The 15,142-nt window shown below is 66.1% G+C and carries 27 protein-coding genes; all 27 read right to left on the reverse strand.

Features of this window, described 5'->3' with window-relative positions; all coding sequences use genetic code 11:
* Window positions 1-30: 30 nt before the first annotated feature.
* The 27 genes from rpsM to rpsG all read right to left on the reverse strand — a co-directional run bounded on the left by rpsM (window position 31) and on the right by rpsG (window position 15,134).
* Entirely contained in the window at window positions 31-390 is a 360-nt protein-coding gene (rpsM, locus tag HHAL_RS04240; protein WP_011813635.1) for a 30S ribosomal protein S13, read from the reverse strand.
* A 70-nt stretch (window positions 391-460) separates the two neighbouring features.
* Entirely contained in the window at window positions 461-574 is a 114-nt protein-coding gene (rpmJ, locus tag HHAL_RS12960; RefSeq protein WP_011813636.1) for a 50S ribosomal protein L36, read from the reverse strand.
* Window positions 575-681: 107 nt separating this feature from the next.
* A complete protein-coding gene (gene secY / locus HHAL_RS04245; protein WP_011813637.1) occupies window positions 682-1,986 on the reverse strand; it encodes a preprotein translocase subunit SecY in 1,305 nt (434 codons plus the stop codon).
* Window positions 1,987-2,026: 40 nt separating this feature from the next.
* Complete coding sequence (rplO, locus tag HHAL_RS04250; protein WP_011813638.1) at window positions 2,027-2,467, reverse strand: 50S ribosomal protein L15; 441 nt, start codon at window positions 2,465-2,467, stop codon at window positions 2,027-2,029.
* Window positions 2,468-2,656 carry a 50S ribosomal protein L30 gene (rpmD, locus tag HHAL_RS04255; protein WP_011813639.1) on the reverse strand — a complete coding sequence of 63 codons (189 nt, stop codon included), beginning with the start codon at window positions 2,654-2,656 and terminating at the stop codon, window positions 2,468-2,470.
* Window positions 2,657-2,658: 2 nt separating this feature from the next.
* On the reverse strand, window positions 2,659-3,162 hold the full coding sequence (gene rpsE, locus HHAL_RS04260; RefSeq protein WP_011813640.1) for a 30S ribosomal protein S5: 504 nt from the start codon (window positions 3,160-3,162) through the stop codon (window positions 2,659-2,661).
* A gap of 18 nt (window positions 3,163-3,180) precedes the next feature.
* The gene (gene rplR / locus HHAL_RS04265) at window positions 3,181-3,534 is read right to left on the reverse strand and encodes a 50S ribosomal protein L18 (RefSeq protein WP_011813641.1); all 354 of its coding nucleotides are present in this window, start codon (window positions 3,532-3,534) and stop codon (window positions 3,181-3,183) included.
* A 15-nt stretch (window positions 3,535-3,549) separates the two neighbouring features.
* Complete coding sequence (gene rplF, locus HHAL_RS04270) at window positions 3,550-4,083, reverse strand: 50S ribosomal protein L6 (protein WP_011813642.1); 534 nt, start codon at window positions 4,081-4,083, stop codon at window positions 3,550-3,552.
* 15 nt (window positions 4,084-4,098) lie between these two features.
* Window positions 4,099-4,494: a 30S ribosomal protein S8 gene (gene rpsH, locus HHAL_RS04275; RefSeq protein WP_011813643.1), complete on the reverse strand. Its 396-nt coding sequence runs from the start codon at window positions 4,492-4,494 to the stop codon at window positions 4,099-4,101.
* 11 nt (window positions 4,495-4,505) lie between these two features.
* Entirely contained in the window at window positions 4,506-4,811 is a 306-nt protein-coding gene (rpsN, locus tag HHAL_RS04280) for a 30S ribosomal protein S14 (RefSeq protein ID WP_011813644.1), read from the reverse strand.
* Window positions 4,812-4,831: 20 nt separating this feature from the next.
* Window positions 4,832-5,371, reverse strand: a complete 540-nt coding sequence (rplE, locus tag HHAL_RS04285; protein ID WP_011813645.1) for a 50S ribosomal protein L5 — start codon at window positions 5,369-5,371, stop codon at window positions 4,832-4,834.
* Window positions 5,372-5,381: 10 nt separating this feature from the next.
* Complete coding sequence (rplX, locus tag HHAL_RS04290; protein WP_011813646.1) at window positions 5,382-5,699, reverse strand: 50S ribosomal protein L24; 318 nt, start codon at window positions 5,697-5,699, stop codon at window positions 5,382-5,384.
* Window positions 5,700-5,710: 11 nt separating this feature from the next.
* Window positions 5,711-6,079: a 50S ribosomal protein L14 gene (gene rplN / locus HHAL_RS04295; RefSeq protein WP_011813647.1), complete on the reverse strand. Its 369-nt coding sequence runs from the start codon at window positions 6,077-6,079 to the stop codon at window positions 5,711-5,713.
* A 55-nt stretch (window positions 6,080-6,134) separates the two neighbouring features.
* The gene (gene rpsQ, locus HHAL_RS04300; protein ID WP_011813648.1) at window positions 6,135-6,395 is read right to left on the reverse strand and encodes a 30S ribosomal protein S17; all 261 of its coding nucleotides are present in this window, start codon (window positions 6,393-6,395) and stop codon (window positions 6,135-6,137) included.
* The gene (gene rpmC / locus HHAL_RS04305; RefSeq protein ID WP_011813649.1) at window positions 6,392-6,595 is read right to left on the reverse strand and encodes a 50S ribosomal protein L29; all 204 of its coding nucleotides are present in this window, start codon (window positions 6,593-6,595) and stop codon (window positions 6,392-6,394) included. Before rpmC ends, rpsQ begins: the two co-directional genes overlap by 4 nt.
* Window positions 6,595-7,008, reverse strand: coding sequence for a 50S ribosomal protein L16 (gene rplP, locus HHAL_RS04310; protein WP_011813650.1), 414 nt, complete (start codon window positions 7,006-7,008; stop codon window positions 6,595-6,597). The genes rpmC and rplP overlap by 1 nt, the downstream gene beginning before the upstream one ends.
* Before the next feature lie 21 nt (window positions 7,009-7,029).
* On the reverse strand, window positions 7,030-7,716 hold the full coding sequence (rpsC, locus tag HHAL_RS04315; protein WP_011813651.1) for a 30S ribosomal protein S3: 687 nt from the start codon (window positions 7,714-7,716) through the stop codon (window positions 7,030-7,032).
* Between the two features lie 25 nt (window positions 7,717-7,741).
* Window positions 7,742-8,074, reverse strand: coding sequence for a 50S ribosomal protein L22 (gene rplV, locus HHAL_RS04320; protein ID WP_011813652.1), 333 nt, complete (start codon window positions 8,072-8,074; stop codon window positions 7,742-7,744).
* A gap of 12 nt (window positions 8,075-8,086) precedes the next feature.
* Window positions 8,087-8,362, reverse strand: coding sequence for a 30S ribosomal protein S19 (rpsS, locus tag HHAL_RS04325; protein ID WP_011813653.1), 276 nt, complete (start codon window positions 8,360-8,362; stop codon window positions 8,087-8,089).
* Between the two features lie 13 nt (window positions 8,363-8,375).
* Window positions 8,376-9,200 (reverse strand): 50S ribosomal protein L2, encoded by an 825-nt coding sequence (gene rplB / locus HHAL_RS04330; protein ID WP_011813654.1) that lies wholly within the window; start codon window positions 9,198-9,200, stop codon window positions 8,376-8,378.
* 12 nt (window positions 9,201-9,212) lie between these two features.
* Window positions 9,213-9,509 (reverse strand): 50S ribosomal protein L23, encoded by a 297-nt coding sequence (rplW, locus tag HHAL_RS04335; RefSeq protein WP_011813655.1) that lies wholly within the window; start codon window positions 9,507-9,509, stop codon window positions 9,213-9,215.
* Entirely contained in the window at window positions 9,506-10,123 is a 618-nt protein-coding gene (gene rplD, locus HHAL_RS04340; RefSeq protein ID WP_011813656.1) for a 50S ribosomal protein L4, read from the reverse strand. Before rplD ends, rplW begins: the two co-directional genes overlap by 4 nt.
* 18 nt (window positions 10,124-10,141) lie before the next feature.
* Window positions 10,142-10,792, reverse strand: a complete 651-nt coding sequence (gene rplC, locus HHAL_RS04345; RefSeq protein WP_011813657.1) for a 50S ribosomal protein L3 — start codon at window positions 10,790-10,792, stop codon at window positions 10,142-10,144.
* 158 nt (window positions 10,793-10,950) lie between these two features.
* Window positions 10,951-11,280: a 30S ribosomal protein S10 gene (gene rpsJ / locus HHAL_RS04350; protein ID WP_011813658.1), complete on the reverse strand. Its 330-nt coding sequence runs from the start codon at window positions 11,278-11,280 to the stop codon at window positions 10,951-10,953.
* 6 nt (window positions 11,281-11,286) lie between these two features.
* Complete coding sequence (gene tuf, locus HHAL_RS04355; protein WP_011813659.1) at window positions 11,287-12,477, reverse strand: elongation factor Tu; 1,191 nt, start codon at window positions 12,475-12,477, stop codon at window positions 11,287-11,289.
* Between the two features lie 57 nt (window positions 12,478-12,534).
* On the reverse strand, window positions 12,535-14,631 hold the full coding sequence (fusA, locus tag HHAL_RS04360) for an elongation factor G (protein WP_011813660.1): 2,097 nt from the start codon (window positions 14,629-14,631) through the stop codon (window positions 12,535-12,537).
* A gap of 35 nt (window positions 14,632-14,666) precedes the next feature.
* Window positions 14,667-15,134 carry a 30S ribosomal protein S7 gene (rpsG, locus tag HHAL_RS04365; RefSeq protein ID WP_011813661.1) on the reverse strand — a complete coding sequence of 156 codons (468 nt, stop codon included), beginning with the start codon at window positions 15,132-15,134 and terminating at the stop codon, window positions 14,667-14,669.
* Between the last annotated feature and the right edge of the window lie 8 nt (window positions 15,135-15,142).

Consider the following 15,142-nt stretch of genomic DNA (forward strand, 5'->3'; position numbering starts at 1 on the left):
CGGCCCACGCGTTGAATGTTGCCTACCCGATCAGCGGCTGGCGGGGCCCCGACGCGGACCCTTGCGCGTACGCGCGTTGGTCTGCGTCTGTTGCCCGCGTACCGGCAGGCCGCGGCGATGCCGCATGCCTCGGTAGCAGCCGAGGTCCATCAGGCGCTTGATGTCCATCGCGACCGAGCGACGCAGGTCGCCCTCGATGACGTAGTTGCCAACTTCCTGCCGCAGCGCCTCGACCTCGGCGTCGTTGAGGTCGCGGACGCGTCGGTCGTGCGGCACGCCGGCCGCGTTGCAGATGCTCAGTGCACGCGTGCGGCCGATCCCGTAGATCGAGGTCAGCGCGACCCACGCATGCTTGTGTGTCGGTATGTTGATTCCTGCGATTCGGGCCATGGGGCCAACTCTCCCGTGATTCGCGCTTGTTGGGTGCCGGGTCGATCCGCCGGTGCTATCCGGCCCGAGATCAGCCCTGGCGCTGTTTGTGCCGGGCCTCCGTGCAGATCACCCGCACGGTCCCGCGCCGCTTCACGATTTTGCAGTTGCGGCAAACCCGCTTGACCGATGCCCTGACTTTCATCGTCGTCTCTCCAATAATCCGAGCGCGGCCGCTCACGGGCGACCCAAAGGCGCGAAAGGATACCAGTCCACGCGCCTGGGTGCCACCCCGCAGCCAGTTTTATCGATTCAGCGCAGCATCCCGCCGCCAGGCCGGGTGTGCCCCTTGAGATTGGCCTTCTTCATCAGCGGCTCGTACTGGTGCGAGACCAAGTGCGACTGCAGCTGCGCCATGAAGTCCATGACCACAATGACGCTGATCAACAGCGAGGTGCCGCCGAAGTAGAACGGCACGTTCCAGTACAGGATCAGGAACTCCGGCATCAGACAGACGGCCGTGATGTACAGCGCGCCGACGAACGTCAGCCGGCTCTGCACCTGATCGATGTAGCGGGACGTCTGCTCACCGGGACGGATCCCCGGGATGAACGCCCCGGACTTCTTCAGGTTGTCGGCGGTGTCCCGCGAGTTGAACACCAGCGCCGTGTAGAAGAAGCAGAAGAAGATGATCGCCGCGGCATACAGGGCCACGTAGACCGGCTGGCCCGGCGACAGCGTCGCGGCGATGTCGCCGATGAAGCCCAGCCCCTCGGCATCGCCGAACCACTGCCCGACCGTCGCCGGGAAGAGGATGATGCTGGAGGCGAAGATCGGCGGGATCACGCCGGCCATGTTGAGCTTCAGCGGCAGGTGGCTCTGCTGCGCCGCATACATCTTGCGCCCCTGCTGGCGCTTGGCGTACTGCACGGTGATCCGCCGCTGTCCCCGCTCGACGAAGACGATGAAGGCGGTGACCGCCGCGGCCATCATGAGCAGCAGCAGGATCGTCGCGGTGCCCAGCTCACCGGTACGCTGCAGCTCCAGCGTGCCGCCGAGGGCGCCCGGCAGCCCGGCGACGATGCCGGCGAAGATAATGATCGAGATGCCGTTGCCGATGCCTCGCTCGGTGATCTGCTCACCGAGCCACATCAGGAAGATCACGCCGGTGGCCAGCGTCACCGTGGAGATGAACACGAACGCCGGCCCGGGCATGGCGGCCACGCCCTGCCCCTGCAACGCGATGCTGATGCCGATACCCTGGAAGGTGGCCAGGCCGAGGGTGCCGTAACGCGTGTACTGCGTGATCTTGCGCCGGCCGGCCTCGCCCTCCTTCTTGAGCCGCTCGAGCGACGGCACCACCGCCGTAAGCAGCTGCATGATGATCGCCGCCGAGATGTAGGGCATGACGCCGAGGGCGAAGATGGACAGCCGCTCCAGCGCCCCGCCGGCGAACATGTTGAACATCTCCAGGATGGTGCCGCGTTGCTGGTCGACCATCTGCTCGAGCGCAGCGGGGTCGATACCCGGGATGGTGATGTGGGTACCGATCCGATAGATGATCAGCGCGAGCAGTACGAAGAGCAGACGCTGGCGAACCTCGGTGAGACGTCCCATCCCACCGAGGGCTCCTGCAGCACCACCTGGACGTCCCAACTTAACCCTCCTCGACGACTTGGCCGCCGGCCGCCTCGATCGCCTTGCGGGCGCCCTGGGTCACCTTGACCCCGCGCACGCTCACGGCGCGATCGATGGTCCCCGAGGCAATGACCTTCACGTAGCGCATGTTCTTGCGCACAACACCAGCCTTGTGAAGGGCCGCCAAGTCCACCGTGTCGCCGTCGACGCGGGCGATCTCATGGAGGCGGACCTCCGCGGTGCGCAGCCCCTTCTGGGAGCTGAAGCCGTACTTCGGCACCCGGCGCTGCAACGGCATCTGGCCGCCTTCGAAGCCGACCTTATGGAAGCCGCCGGAACGGCTGTGCTGCCCCTTGTGGCCGCGCCCGGCGGTCTTGCCCAGGCCGCTGCCCGCACCGCGCCCGGCGCGCTTGGCGTCCGGCCGGCTACCCGCGCTCGGCGACAGTTGATTGAGCCGCATTTACGCCTCCTGAACTTCCAGCATATAAGACACCTTCCGGATCATCCCGCGATTCTCCGGGGTGTCGTCGACCAGGACGGTCTGGTGCATCCGGCGCAGGCCCAGCCCGCGCACACACTGACGGTGCTTCTGCAGCCGGCCGTGGACGCTGCGCCGCAGCGTTACCTGGAGCTTCTTCTGATTAGCCATGATCAGCCCGTAATCTCTTCGACACTCTTGCCCCGCCGGGCCGCAACGGCCTCCGGGGAGTCCATCGAGGCCAGCCCGTCGACCGTCGCGCGCACCACGTTGATCGGGTTGCGCGAGCCCACCGACTTGGCCAGCACGTCCTGCACGCCGAGCACCTCGAAGACCGCGCGCATGGCGCCGCCGGCGATGATGCCGGTACCCGGCGAGGCCGGCTTCATGAAGACCTTGCTCGACCCGTGGAAATGGGTCACCGGGTAGCGCAGAGTCGGGCCATCCAGCGGCACGGTGCGCATCCCGCCGCGCGCCCGCTCCATCGCCTTCTGGATCGCTGCGGGTACCTCGCGGGCCTTGCCGTAACCGAACCCGACTCGCCCCTCGCCGTCGCCGACCACGGTCAGCGCGGTGAAGCCGAACTGGCGGCCACCCTGGACCACCTTGGCCACGCGGTTGATCGTGATCAGCTTCTCGCGGAGCCCGTCCGCGCCGGTTTGTTCACCGTTCGCCATAGCTTCTTAGCCCCTAACCTAGAACTTCAGTCCGGCTTCGCGCGCGGCCTCGGCCAACGCCTGCACACGGCCGTGATACTGGTAGCCGCCACGGTCGAATGCCACCTGCTCGATACCGGCCGCCTTGGCGCGCTCGGCGATCAGCCGGCCGACCTCTTGGGCGGCGCTGACGTTGCCGGTCCCCTCGCTGCGCTGACGCAGGGCGGGCTCCACCGTCGAGGCCGCGGCCAGCGTGGTGGCGCCGTCCGGCTGCTGCACCTGTGCGTAGATGTGGCGCGGCGTGCGGTGGACCGAGAGCCGGTAGGCACCGACGTCGCGGATGCGCCCGCGGCTCTTGCGCGCGCGCCGCATGCGTGCTGTCTTCTTGTCCATCTTCGTCCCCACCGCCTACTTCTTCTTGGCTTCTTTGAGGACCACCCGCTCGTCGGCGTAGCGCACGCCCTTGCCCTTGTAGGGCTCCGGCGGACGGTACCCGCGAATCTGGGCGGCCACCTGGCCAACCTGCTGCTTGTCGGCGCCCTTGACCACGACCTCCGTCTGCGAGGGGCACTCGATCGTGACGCCCTCCGGGATCTCGTAGTGCACCGGGTGCGAGAAACCGAGCGTCAGGTTCAGGGTGCTGCCCTGGACCTGCGCGCGGTAGCCGACGCCCTTGAGCTCGAGGCGGCGCTCGAAGCCCTCGCTGACGCCGGTGACCATGTTCTGCACCAAGGCCCGCGTGGTACCGGTCAGCGCCACCGCACGGGTGCTCTGCTGCCGGGGCTCGAAGGTGAGCGTGCCTTCTTCCTGGTTCAGCGAAACCAGGCGGTGGCAGCTCCACGCCATCTGGCCCTTGGGGCCCTTGACCTGAATGTCGTTGCCCTGGAGCGTCACCTCAACGCCGGAGGGGACCTCCACGGGTGCCTTTGCGACTCTCGACATGATTGCCCGTCCTGTCTAGAAGACCCAGCAGAGTACCTCGCCACCGTGCCCCTGCGCGCGGGCCTGGCCATCGCTCATCACGCCCTTGGACGTGGAGATGATGGCGGTGCCCAGCCCGTTGCGCACGCGCGGCAGCTCGTCACGACCGCGGTAAACCCGCAGACCCGGCCGGCTGTAACGCTGGATTTCGCGGATTGCCGGCTGACCCTCGTGGTACCGGAGCGTGACCTCCAGGACCGGCTTCTTCTCTTCCCCGACCTCGCGGTAACCCTCGATGTAGCCCTCCTCCTGGAGGACGGCGGCAATCGCCCGCTTGAGCTTCGAGGACGGCATACGCACGTCCGCCTTCTCGGCGTGGTGCGCGTTCCGTACCCGGGTCAGCATGTCGGCAATGGGATCGGTCATGCTCATCGTCTATCCCCTTACCAGCTCGAGAGGGTCAGGCCCGGGATCTCGCCGTTCATGGCCGCCCGACGCAGCTCATTACGGGCCAGCCCGAACTTGCGATAGTACCCCCGCGGCCGGCCCGACTTGGCGCAGCGGTTGCGCTGGCGCACGGGGCTGGCGTTGCGCGGGATCTGCTGTAGCTTGAGCTGCGCTTCGAAGCGCTCCTCGACGCTCGACTCAGGGCTTTCGATAATCGCCTTGAGCCGCTCGCGCTTGGCGGAGTACTTCTGGGCCAGCTTGCGGCGCTTTCGGTCGCGCTCAACCATGGAGTTCTTGGCCATCTGCGCTGCTCCTCTGGACGTCAGGTCCGGAAGGGAAAGCCGAACCCTTCGAGCAGGGCCTTCCCTTCCGCGTCGGTGCGAGCGGTGGTGGACACGGTGATGTCCATGCCGCGCACCCGATCGATTTCGTCGTAGTCGATCTCCGGGAAGATCAGTTGCTCCCGGATACCGAGGTTGTAGTTGCCCCGCCCGTCGAACGACCGCGGCGAGAACCCACGGAAGTCGCGGACCCGCGGGGAGGCCACGTGGATGAAGCGCTCGAGGAACTCGTACATCCGATCGCGGCGCAGCGTCACCTTGCAGCCGATTGGCCAGCCCTCACGGATCTTGAACCCGGCCACCGACTTGCGAGCGCGGGTCACCACTGGCTTCTGCCCGGCGATCTTGGCCAGATCCTCCTGCGCGGCCTCCAGGATCTTCTTGTCCTTGGTGGCCTCACCCAGACCCATGTTGATGACGATCTTCTGCAGCTGGGGCACCTGCATGACGTTCTGGTACCCGAAGCGCTCTTTGAGGGCCGGGGTGACCTCTTCCCGATAAACCTTTCGCAACGTCGCCATTCCAGCCCCCTCAGGCGTCAATCAGCTGCTGGTTCGACTTGAAATAACGCACCTTACGATCCCCCTCCTGGCGGACGCCGACGCGGTCGGCTTTCTCCGTCTCGGGGTTGTAGATCGCCACATTCGAGATGTGGATCGGTGCCTCTTTCTCGATAATCCCGCCGGTGGTGCCCTGCATCGGGTTCCCGCGCGTATGCCGCTTGACCATGTTCACGTTGTCCACGATCACACGGTCCTTCTCGGGGATGACCCGGGAGACCCGGCCACGACGCCCCTTGTCCTTTCCGGCGATGACGATAACCTCGTCGCCCGTACGAATCTTGCGCATGATGACCTCGCCTACAGTACTTCGGGCGCCAGGGAAATGATCCGCATGAAGCGCTCGTTGCGCAGCTCACGGGTCACGGGGCCAAAGACACGCGTGCCGATCGGCTGCAGGTTGTTGTTCAGCAGCACCGCCGCGTTCCCGTCGAAACGGATCTGCGACCCGTCGGCCCGGCGCACGCCCCGCTTGCTGCGGACGACTACAGCGTTGTAGACCTCGCCCTTCTTGACGCGCCCCCGCGGGATCGCGTCCTTGACGCTGACCTTGACGATATCACCAATCCCCGCATAGCGGCGCTTGGAGCCGCCCAGCACCTTGATGCACTGCACCTGCCGGGCGCCGCTGTTGTCGGCCGCTTTGAGGAGGCTTTCCATCTGGATCATGACGCTTCACCCGCTCTTGTTCTTGCTCGCCCCCTTGCGGGGCACTTCCGCGTGCTTAGCTCGCGGCCCGCTCCAGCACCTTCACCAGCCGCCAGGTCTTGTTCTTCGACAGCGGACGGCACTCCTGGATGGAGACCCAGTCGCCCTCGCGCCCTTCGTTACCCTCGTCGTGGGCGTGGAGCTTGGTCGACCGCCGGATGAACTTGCCGTACAGCGGGTGCTTCACGCGGCGCTCGACCAGCACGGTGAGGGTCTTGTCCATCTTGCTGCTGACCACGCGCCCGTTGACGGTGCGGGTGTTCTTCTCTTCGCTCATGCCTGCCGCTCCGCACGCTTACGCTCGTTGAGCACGGTCTTGATGCGCGCGACATCGCGGCGCACCTTGCCGAGCTGATCGGTCCGGGCCAGCTGACCGCTGGCCTTCTGCATCCGCAGATTGAACTGTTCCTTGCGGCGCTCGAGCAGCTCGTTCTCGAGTTCTTCGGTCTTCTTTTCGCGCAGCTCGCTCGCCTTCATCACATCACCGTCCGGTTCACGAAGGTGGTCTTCACCGGCAGCTTGGCCGCCGCGCGCCGGAAGGCCTCGCGGGCGACTTCCTCGGACACACCTTCCAGCTCGTAGAGGACGCGCCCGGGCGCGATCGGCTCACACCAGTGGTCCACGTTGCCCTTGCCCTTACCCATCCGGACCTCGAGCGGCTTCTCGGTGACCGGCTTATCCGGGAAGACCCGGATCCAGATCTTGCCGCCCCGGCGGATGTAGCGGTTGATGGCACGCCGCGCCGCCTCGATCTGCCGCGAGGTGATCGGCCCGCGGGTGGTTGCCTTGAGGCCGAACTCGCCGAAGCTCACGCGATCACCGCGGGTCGCGAGGCCCGAGCAGCGGCCCTTTTGCTTCTTGCGGTACTTGGTCCGTTTCGGCTGTAACATCGCTTACGCGCTCCCGTCCGCTCAGCCCTGGGCAGCCGCGGCGCGCTTGACGCGCTCGGCGGGGGCCCCTTCGTTTTCGGTGTCGATGATCTCGCCCTTGAAGATCCAGACCTTCACACCGATCACACCGTACGTGGTCTTCGCCTCGGCGAAGCCGTAGTCGATGTCCGCACGCAGGGTGTGCAGCGGCACGCGGCCCTCGCGATACCACTCGGTCCGGGCGATCTCCGAGCCGTTAAGCCGGCCCGAGACCTGCACCTTGATCCCCTGGGCACCGACGCGCTGGGCGTTGCCGACGGCCCGCTTCAGGGCCCGCCGGAACATCACACGCCGCTCCAGCTGCCCGGCAATGCTTTCCGCCACGAGCTTGCTGTCGGCCTCCGGCTTGCGGATCTCCTCGATGTTGATGTGTACCGGCACCCCCATCCGGGCCGCCACCTCACCGCGAAGCCGATCGATGTCTTCACCCTTCTTGCCGATCACGATGCCCGGGCGGGCGGTGTGGATCGTGACCAGGGCGTTCTTCGCCGGGCGCTCGATCTGGATGCGACTCACGGAGGCGTTCTTCAGGCGCTCACGAATGAACTCCCGCACCTCCAGGTCGGTGTTGAGGTACTTGCCGAAGTTCGAGCTATCGGCGTACCACATGGAACGCCAGTCTTCAGTGACGCCCAGCCTAAACCCTGTGGGATGGGTCTTATTTCCCATGCCGGCCTCTCTCGCTTGATCCGCTTCAGTCCTCGGCGACCGCCACGGTAATGTGGCTGGTCCGCTTGAGGATTCGGTTGGCGCGCCCCTTGGCGCGCGGCTGAATTCGCTTCATCGTCGGGCCCTCGTCGACGAAGATGCGCGCGACGCGCAGTTCGTCGACATCGGCACCATCGTTATGCTCGGCGTTGGCAACCGCCGACTCGAGCACCTTGCGGACGATCTCCGCGGCCTTGCGCGGGCTGTACTCGAGCGTCCGCAGCGCGTCGTCCACCGGCAGACCGCGAATCTGATCGGCGACAAGCCGGGCCTTCTGCGGCGAGACACGCGAGAAACGCAGTTTTGCTTGAGTCTCCATGGCGTGCTCCCGTTATCTCTTCGACTTCTTGTCCGCGGCGTGGCCGCGGAAGCTTCGCGTCACCGCAAACTCGCCCAGCTTGTGACCAACCATGTTCTCGTTGATCAGCACGGGAACATGCTGGCGCCCGTTGTGGATCGCGATGGTGAGCCCGACCATGTCCGGCATCACCACCGAGCGGCGCGACCAGGTCTTGATCGGCCGCTTGCTGTTGTTGGCATTCGCCTCTTCCACCTTTTTCAGCAGGTGGTGGTCGATGAACGGCCCTTTTTTGGTCGAGCGTGGCACGATTCTTTACCCCTCAACGCTTCCGTCGGCGCACGATGTACTTATCGGTACGCTTGTTCTTGCGGGTCTTATGCCCCTTGGTGGGCATACCCCACGGCGAGACCGGGTGACGCCCGCCTGCGGTGCGGCCCTCGCCGCCGCCGTGCGGGTGATCAACCGGGTTCATGGCGACACCACGGACCGTCGGTCGCACGCCCAGGTGGCGCTTGGCCCCGGCCTTGCCGAGGTTGCGCAGACTGTGCTCGGCGTTGCCGACTTCGCCTACGGTCGCCATGCAGTCGGCGGGCACACGGCGCATCTCGCCGGAGCGAAGGCGCAGCGTCGCCATGCCACTCTCGCGGGCGACGACCTGCACACCGGCTCCGGCGGAGCGAGCGAGCTGCGCACCCTTGCCGGGCTTGAGCTCGACGCAGTGCACCTGCGTACCGACCGGGATGTTACGCAGCGGCAGGGCGTTGCCCGGCTTGATGGCGGCGTCGCGCCCGCTCTGGATCGGCGAGCCGGGTTCAACGCCACGAGGCGCGATAATATACCTTCTCTCGCCGTCTTGATAAAGGACCAGAGCGATATTCGCCGAACGATTCGGGTCGTATTCGAGTCGCTCGACCTTGCCCGGGACACCGGTCTTGTTCCGCTTGAAGTCGATCTGGCGGTAACGCTGCTTGTGGCCCCCCCCGCGATGACGGGTGGTGATCCGACCGTTGCTGTTGCGCCCGCCGGTCTTGCTCTTCTGCACCACCAGCGGCTCGTAGGGGCCACCCTGGTGCAGCCGGGCGTCCTTCGTCTTGACGACGAAACGCCGGCCCGGAGACGTCGGCTTGCTCTTGACTAGTGCCATGACTGGCTCTCCTTACTCCCCGCCGAGGAAGTCGATGTCCTGCCCCTCGGCCAGGGTGACGTATGCCTTCTTCCAATCCCGGCGCCGGCCGCGAATCATGCCGAAGCGCTTGCGCTTGCCTTTGGCGTTAACGGTCCGCACGCCGGTGACCTGCACATCGAACAGCTTTTCGACGGCGGCCTTGATCTCCTTCTTGTTGGCGTCGGGCGCCACCTGGAAGACCACCTGGCCAGCACCGTCGGCAATGACCGTGCTCTTCTCGGAGATGTGCGGGCCACGAAGCACGGTGTAGAGTCGTTCCTGGTTCATGACAGCCACTCCTCGACACGGCGGATGGCGGACTCGGTGATCACCACCCGCTCGGCGCCGACCAGGCTCGCCGGATCGACGCCGGCGGCGTCGACCACGCCCAGACGCGGCAGGTTGCGGGCCGCCAGCTCGAGGTTGGCGTCGATCTCGTCAACCACGATCAGGCCCTCGCGCACGCCGAGCCCCTCCAGGCGCGCCTTGAGCTCGCGGGTCTTGGGCGCGTCGACCGTCAACTGCTTGACGACCACCAGGCGGTCCTGGCGGGCCAGCTCGGACAGGATCGAGCGCAAGGCGCCGCGATACATCTTGCGGTTGACCTTCTGGGAGAAGTCCCGCGGCTTGGCCGCGAAGGTCTGGCCACCACCGCGCCACAGCGGGCTGCGGATGGTGCCGGCCCGGGCGTTGCCCGTGCCCTTTTGACGCCAGGGCTTCTTGCCGCCGCCGGCCACCTCGCTGCGGGTCTTCTGTGCCTTGGTCCCGGCACGCGCCCCGGCGAGGTGGGCAGTGACCACCTGGTGGACGAGCGATTCGCGGAACGGCGCGTCGAAGGCCTGGTCCGAGACCTCGAGCTGGCCTGCCGCTTCGCCCTTTTCGTTACTGAGCTTGAGCTCCATGGCTCCCCCTGTCACCTCTTACGCCTTGCTCGCCGGACGGACGATCAGGTCGCTGCCGACGGCCCCAGGGACTGCGCCCCGGATGAGCAGCAGGTTGCGCTCGCTATCCACACGCACGACCTCCAGGTTCTGGATGGTGGCGCGTCGATTGCCCATCTGCCCGGCCATCTTCTTGCCCTTGAAAACGCGCCCGGGGCTCTGGCACTGACCGATGGAGCCCGGGACCCGGTGGGACTTCGAGTTGCCGTGGGTGTTGCGCTGCGCCCGGAAGTTGTGCCGGCGCACCGTACCGGCAAAGCCCCGGCCCTTGGTGGTGCCGGTGACGTCGACCTTCTGGCCGGCCTCGAAGCCGCCCACGTCGATGGAGCCGCCGGTCTCCGGCATCTCCTCGTCACTGGCCCGCTGGCCCTTGTCCAGACGGAACTCCCACACGCCGCGGCCGGCCTCGACCCCGGCCCGGGCGAAGTGCCCGGCCTCAGGCTTGCGCACGCGCTGCGGCTTGCGCCGGCCGGCGGTCACCTGCACGGCGCGGTAGCCGTCACTCTCCTCGGTCTTCACCTGGGTGACGCGATTCGGGTCCGCCTCGACGACGGTCACCGGGATCGAGCCCCCTTCTTCGGTAAAAACACGCGTCATGCCGCGCTTGCGACCGACGATTCCAATTGCCATCGTCCGCGTCTCCTCAAAATCTCTCTGCCCGGATCTGGCTCACCGGGAACGAATAGACTCCGGCGGGCGCACGGCGCGCAGCCCCGTGGGGCGGCCTGCCGTTTGCCGGCCGGAGCGCCGGTCACCGCCGGTCGATGTCGATACGGCGGCTCGACGTGTCAGTAGAGCTTGATCTGGACGTCGACACCGGCGGCCAGGTCGAGCTTCATCAGCGCGTCGACCGTCTTGTCCGTCGGGTCGATGATGTCCATCAGCCGCTTGTGGGTGCGGATCTCGTACTGGTCCCGTGCGTCCTTGTTGACGTGCGGGGAGGTCAGCACGGTGAACCGCTCTTTCTTCACCGGAAGCGGGATGGGGCCACAGACGTGGGCCCCGGTCCGCTTCGCGGTATCCACGATTTCCCGGGCGGACTGATCGATCAGTCGATGATCGAACGCCTTCAGCCGGATCCGGATACGCTGGTTTTGTGTTGCCGCTGCGGTCGCCATGGCTGTTTACTCGATGATCTTGGAGACGACGCCGGCGCCGACGGTGCGGCCACCCTCGCGAATCGCGAAGCGCAGGCCGTCCTCCATGGCGATCGGGGCGATCAGCTGAACCGTCATCTTGACGTTGTCGCCCGGCATCACCATCTCGGTGCCCTCCGGCAGCGTCACCGTACCCGTGACGTCCGTCGTCCGGAAGTAGAACTGCGGACGGTAGCCGTTGAAGAACGGCGTGTGCCGGCCACCCTCGTCCTTGCTCAGGACGTAGACCTCGGCCTCGAAGTGCGTGTGCGGCGTGATCGACTTCGGCTTGCACAGCACCTGGCCGCGCTCGACGTCGTCGCGCTTGATGCCACGCAGCAGCGCGCCGATGTTATCACCGGCCTCACCCTGGTCGAGCAGCTTGCGGAACATCTCGACGCCGGTGCAGGTCGTCTTGCGCGTGTCGGTGATGCCGACGATCTCGACCTCTTCGCCGACCTTGATGACACCGCGCTCGACACGACCGGTCACCACCGTGCCGCGGCCGGAGATGGAGAAGACGTCCTCAATGGGCATGAGGAAGTCGCCGTCCACCGGACGCTCCGGCTGCGGGATGTGCGCGTCCATCGCCTCGACGAGCTTGATGATCGCCGGACGCCCCATCTCCGAGTCGTCGCCCTCGAGCGCCTTGAGCGCCGAGCCGGTGACCACCGGGATGTTGTCGCCGTCGAAGTCGTAGTCGCTGAGCAGCTCCCGGACCTCCATCTCGACGAGCTCGAGCAGCTCGGCGTCGTCGACCATGTCGGCCTTGTTCAGGAAGACCACGATCGCCGGCACGCCGACCTGACGGGCGAGCAGGATGTGCTCGCGGGTCTGCGGCATCGGGCCGTCGGCGGCGGAGACCACCAGGATCGAGCCGTCCATCTGCGCCGCGCCGGTGATCATGTTCTTGACGTAGTCGGCGTGACCCGGGCAGTCGACGTGGGCGTAGTGACGGGACTCCGACTCGTACTCCACGTGCGCCGTGGCAATCGTGATGCCGCGGGCGCGCTCCTCCGGCGCGTTGTCGATCTGATCGAACGCACGGGCGTCGCCGCCGTGGGCCTCGGCCAGGACCTTGGTCAGGGCCGCAGTCAGCGTCGTCTTGCCATGGTCCACGTGACCGATGGTGCCGACGTTGATGTGCGGCTTCTTACGCTCAAACTTTTCCTTGGACACGCCACACCTCGTTTATCTTGTACGGTCTCTCGTCTGAAACTGAACGGCGACGTACGTTTACGACGCCTTCTTGATCACTTCATCGGCGATGCTCGCCGGCGCCTCGTGATACTCCTCGAACTCCATCACGTAGGAGGCTCGCCCCTGGGTGTTGGAGCGCAGGTCCGTCGCGTACCCGAACATCTCCTTCAGCGGCACCTGAGCACGGATCTGCTTGCCGTTGGGGATGTCTTCCATCTTCTGCACAGTGCCACGCCGACGGTTCAGGTCGCCAACCACGTCGCCCATGTACTCCTCGGGCGTGACCACTTCGACCTTCATGACCGGCTCCAGGAGCACCGGATCGGCCTTCATGAAGCCCTCACGGAAGGCCATGGAGCCGGCGATCTTGAACGCCATCTCCGAGGAGTCGACGTCGTGGTAGGAGCCGTCGTAGAGCTCGACGCCCACGTCGACCACCGGGTAACCGGCGAGGACGCCCTCCTCCATGACCTCGCGGCAGCCGTGGTCCACCGACGGGATGTACTCCTTGGGCACGACACCGCCGACGATCTTGCTCTCGAAGCTGTAGCCTTCGCCCCGCTCCTGCGGCTTCATGCGGATATGTACGTGGCCGTACTGCCCGCGGCCGCCGGACTGACGCACGAACTTGCCTTCCTGCTCGATCTGCTTGCGGATGGTCTCCCGGTAGGCCACCTGGGGCGCACCCACGTTGGCCTCGACCTTGAACTCCCGCTTGAGGCGATCGACGATGATGTCCAGGTGCAGCTCGCCCATGCCGGAGATGATGGTCTGCCCGGACTCCTCGTCGGTGCGCACGCGGAAGGACGGGTCCTCCTGCGCCAACCGCCCGAGGGCCTGACCCATCTTCTCCTGGTCACTGCGCGTCTTCGGCTCGACGGCGACCGCGATCACCGGCTCGGGGAACTCCATGCGCTCGAGGGTGACCTTGTTGCTCGGGTCGCACAGGGTGTCGCCGGTGGTGACATCCTTGAGGCCAACGGCTGCGGCGATGTCGCCGGCGCGGACCTCTTTGATCTCCTCACGCTGGTTGGAGTGCATCTGCAACAGACGGCCGATGCGCTCCTTCTTCCCCTTGACCGGGTTGAACACGGCGTCGCCGGAGCTGAGCACGCCGGAGTAGACGCGGAAGAACGTCAGGTTGCCGACGTACGGGTCGTTGGCGATCTTGAACGCCAGCGCCGCGAAGGGCTGATCGTCGGTGGACTCGCGGGTGACCACGGTCTCTTCGTCGTCGAGCAGACCCTCGATGGCCGGGACCTCGTTGGGCGCCGGCAGGAACTCGATGACGGCATCGAGCAGCGTCTGCACGCCCTTGTTCTTGAACGCCGAGCCGCACATGCACAGCACGATCTCGGTGTTCAGGGTGCGCTGACGCAGACCGCGCTTGATGTCGTCGTGGGAGAGCTCACCCTCGTTGAGGTACTTGTCCATGAGCTCTTCGTCCGCCTCGGCGGCAGCCTCGACCATCTCCTCGCGGGCGGCCTCGGCGTCGGCCTTGAGCTCCTCCGGGATCTCCGTCTCGGAGTAGGTCATGCCCTGCTCGTCGCGGTCCCAGTAGATGGCGGACATGCGCAGCAGGTCGATGACGCCCTGGAAGTTGTCTTCGGCGCCGATGGGCAGCTGGATCGGCACCGCCTGGGAGCCAAGCCGATCGCGGATCTGGCCGACCACACGGGAGAAGTCCGCGCCCGCCCGGTCCATCTTGTTGACGAACGCGATCCGCGGCACGCCGTACTTGTTCGCCTGCCGCCAGACCGTCTCGGATTGGGGCTCGACGCCACCGACGGCACAGAACACGGCCACCGCGCCGTCGAGCACCCGCAGCGAACGCTCCACCTCGATGGTGAAGTCCACGTGACCCGGCGTGTCGATGATGTTGATCCGGGTCTCGGGGTACTGCTGGTCCATACCGCGCCAGAAGCACGTGGTCGCGGCGGACGTGATGGTGATGCCACGCTCCTGCTCCTGGGACATCCAGTCCATGGTCGCCGCACCATCATGGGTCTCACCCATCTTGTGCGAGACACCGGTGTAAAACAGGATGCGCTCGGTGGTGGTGGTCTTGCCGGCATCGATATGTGCGGCGATGCCGATGTTCCGATAGCGCTCGATGGGTGTCTTGCGTGCCACGGTGGAATACCCCGTCTTGAAGCGTGTTTCTGCGTTTACCAGCGGTAGTGCGAGAAGGCCTTGTTGGCCTCGGCCATGCGGTGCGTGTCTTCACGCTTCTTGACCGCCGTCCCGCGACTCTCCGCCGCCTCTAGCATCTCGTTGGCCATGCGCGCGGCCATGGTCTTCTCGCCGCGCTTGCGGGCCGCCTCGAGCAGCCAGCGCATGGCGAGGGTCTGGCGCCGCTCCGGGCGGACCTCGACCGGAACCTGGTAGGTGGCGCCGCCCACGCGCCGGGACTTGACCTCGACCCGCGGCTTGACGTTCTCGAGCGCGGTCTCCATGACCTCGATCGGATCGTCGTGCTTGGACCCGATGCGCTCCAGGGCGCCGTACAGGATCCGCTCGGCCACCGAGCGCTTGCCGTCGCTCATGACCATGTTGACGAACTTGGTCAGGACCTCACTCCCGTACTTGGGATCGGGTAGGACCTTGCGCTTGGGTACTTCTCGTCTCCTAGGCATGACTGAGT

Source organism: Halorhodospira halophila SL1 (assembly GCF_000015585.1).
In the GTDB taxonomy this organism is placed as follows: Bacteria; Pseudomonadota; Gammaproteobacteria; order Nitrococcales; family Halorhodospiraceae; genus Halorhodospira; species Halorhodospira halophila.

Bases quoted from the DNA above. Each gene is read 5' to 3' on its own strand.
- rpsM (WP_011813635.1), bottom strand. From the start codon at position 390: ATGGCCCGAATCGCAGGAATCAACATACCGACACACAAGCATGCGTGG.
- rpmJ (WP_011813636.1), bottom strand. From the start codon at position 574: ATGAAAGTCAGGGCATCGGTCAAGCGGGTTTGCCGCAACTGCAAAATC.
- secY (WP_011813637.1), bottom strand. From the start codon at position 1,986: ATGGGACGTCTCACCGAGGTTCGCCAGCGTCTGCTCTTCGTACTGCTC.
- rplO (WP_011813638.1), bottom strand. From the start codon at position 2,467: ATGCGGCTCAATCAACTGTCGCCGAGCGCGGGTAGCCGGCCGGACGCC.
- rpmD (WP_011813639.1), bottom strand. From the start codon at position 2,656: ATGGCTAATCAGAAGAAGCTCCAGGTAACGCTGCGGCGCAGCGTCCAC.
- rpsE (WP_011813640.1), bottom strand. From the start codon at position 3,162: ATGGCGAACGGTGAACAAACCGGCGCGGACGGGCTCCGCGAGAAGCTG.
- rplR (WP_011813641.1), bottom strand. From the start codon at position 3,534: ATGGACAAGAAGACAGCACGCATGCGGCGCGCGCGCAAGAGCCGCGGG.
- rplF (WP_011813642.1), bottom strand. From the start codon at position 4,083: ATGTCGAGAGTCGCAAAGGCACCCGTGGAGGTCCCCTCCGGCGTTGAG.
- rpsH (WP_011813643.1), bottom strand. From the start codon at position 4,494: ATGAGCATGACCGATCCCATTGCCGACATGCTGACCCGGGTACGGAAC.
- rpsN (WP_011813644.1), bottom strand. From the start codon at position 4,811: ATGGCCAAGAACTCCATGGTTGAGCGCGACCGAAAGCGCCGCAAGCTG.
- rplE (WP_011813645.1), bottom strand. From the start codon at position 5,371: ATGGCGACGTTGCGAAAGGTTTATCGGGAAGAGGTCACCCCGGCCCTC.
- rplX (WP_011813646.1), bottom strand. From the start codon at position 5,699: ATGCGCAAGATTCGTACGGGCGACGAGGTTATCGTCATCGCCGGAAAG.
- rplN (WP_011813647.1), bottom strand. From the start codon at position 6,079: ATGATCCAGATGGAAAGCCTCCTCAAAGCGGCCGACAACAGCGGCGCC.
- rpsQ (WP_011813648.1), bottom strand. From the start codon at position 6,395: ATGAGCGAAGAGAAGAACACCCGCACCGTCAACGGGCGCGTGGTCAGC.
- rpmC (WP_011813649.1), bottom strand. From the start codon at position 6,595: ATGAAGGCGAGCGAGCTGCGCGAAAAGAAGACCGAAGAACTCGAGAAC.
- rplP (WP_011813650.1), bottom strand. From the start codon at position 7,008: ATGTTACAGCCGAAACGGACCAAGTACCGCAAGAAGCAAAAGGGCCGC.
- rpsC (WP_011813651.1), bottom strand. From the start codon at position 7,716: ATGGGAAATAAGACCCATCCCACAGGGTTTAGGCTGGGCGTCACTGAA.
- rplV (WP_011813652.1), bottom strand. From the start codon at position 8,074: ATGGAGACTCAAGCAAAACTGCGTTTCTCGCGTGTCTCGCCGCAGAAG.
- rplB (WP_011813654.1), bottom strand. From the start codon at position 9,200: ATGGCACTAGTCAAGAGCAAGCCGACGTCTCCGGGCCGGCGTTTCGTC.
- rplW (WP_011813655.1), bottom strand. From the start codon at position 9,509: ATGAACCAGGAACGACTCTACACCGTGCTTCGTGGCCCGCACATCTCC.
- rplD (WP_011813656.1), bottom strand. From the start codon at position 10,123: ATGGAGCTCAAGCTCAGTAACGAAAAGGGCGAAGCGGCAGGCCAGCTC.
- rplC (WP_011813657.1), bottom strand. From the start codon at position 10,792: ATGGCAATTGGAATCGTCGGTCGCAAGCGCGGCATGACGCGTGTTTTT.
- rpsJ (WP_011813658.1), bottom strand. From the start codon at position 11,280: ATGGCGACCGCAGCGGCAACACAAAACCAGCGTATCCGGATCCGGCTG.
- rpsG (WP_011813661.1), bottom strand. From the start codon at position 15,134: ATGCCTAGGAGACGAGAAGTACCCAAGCGCAAGGTCCTACCCGATCCC.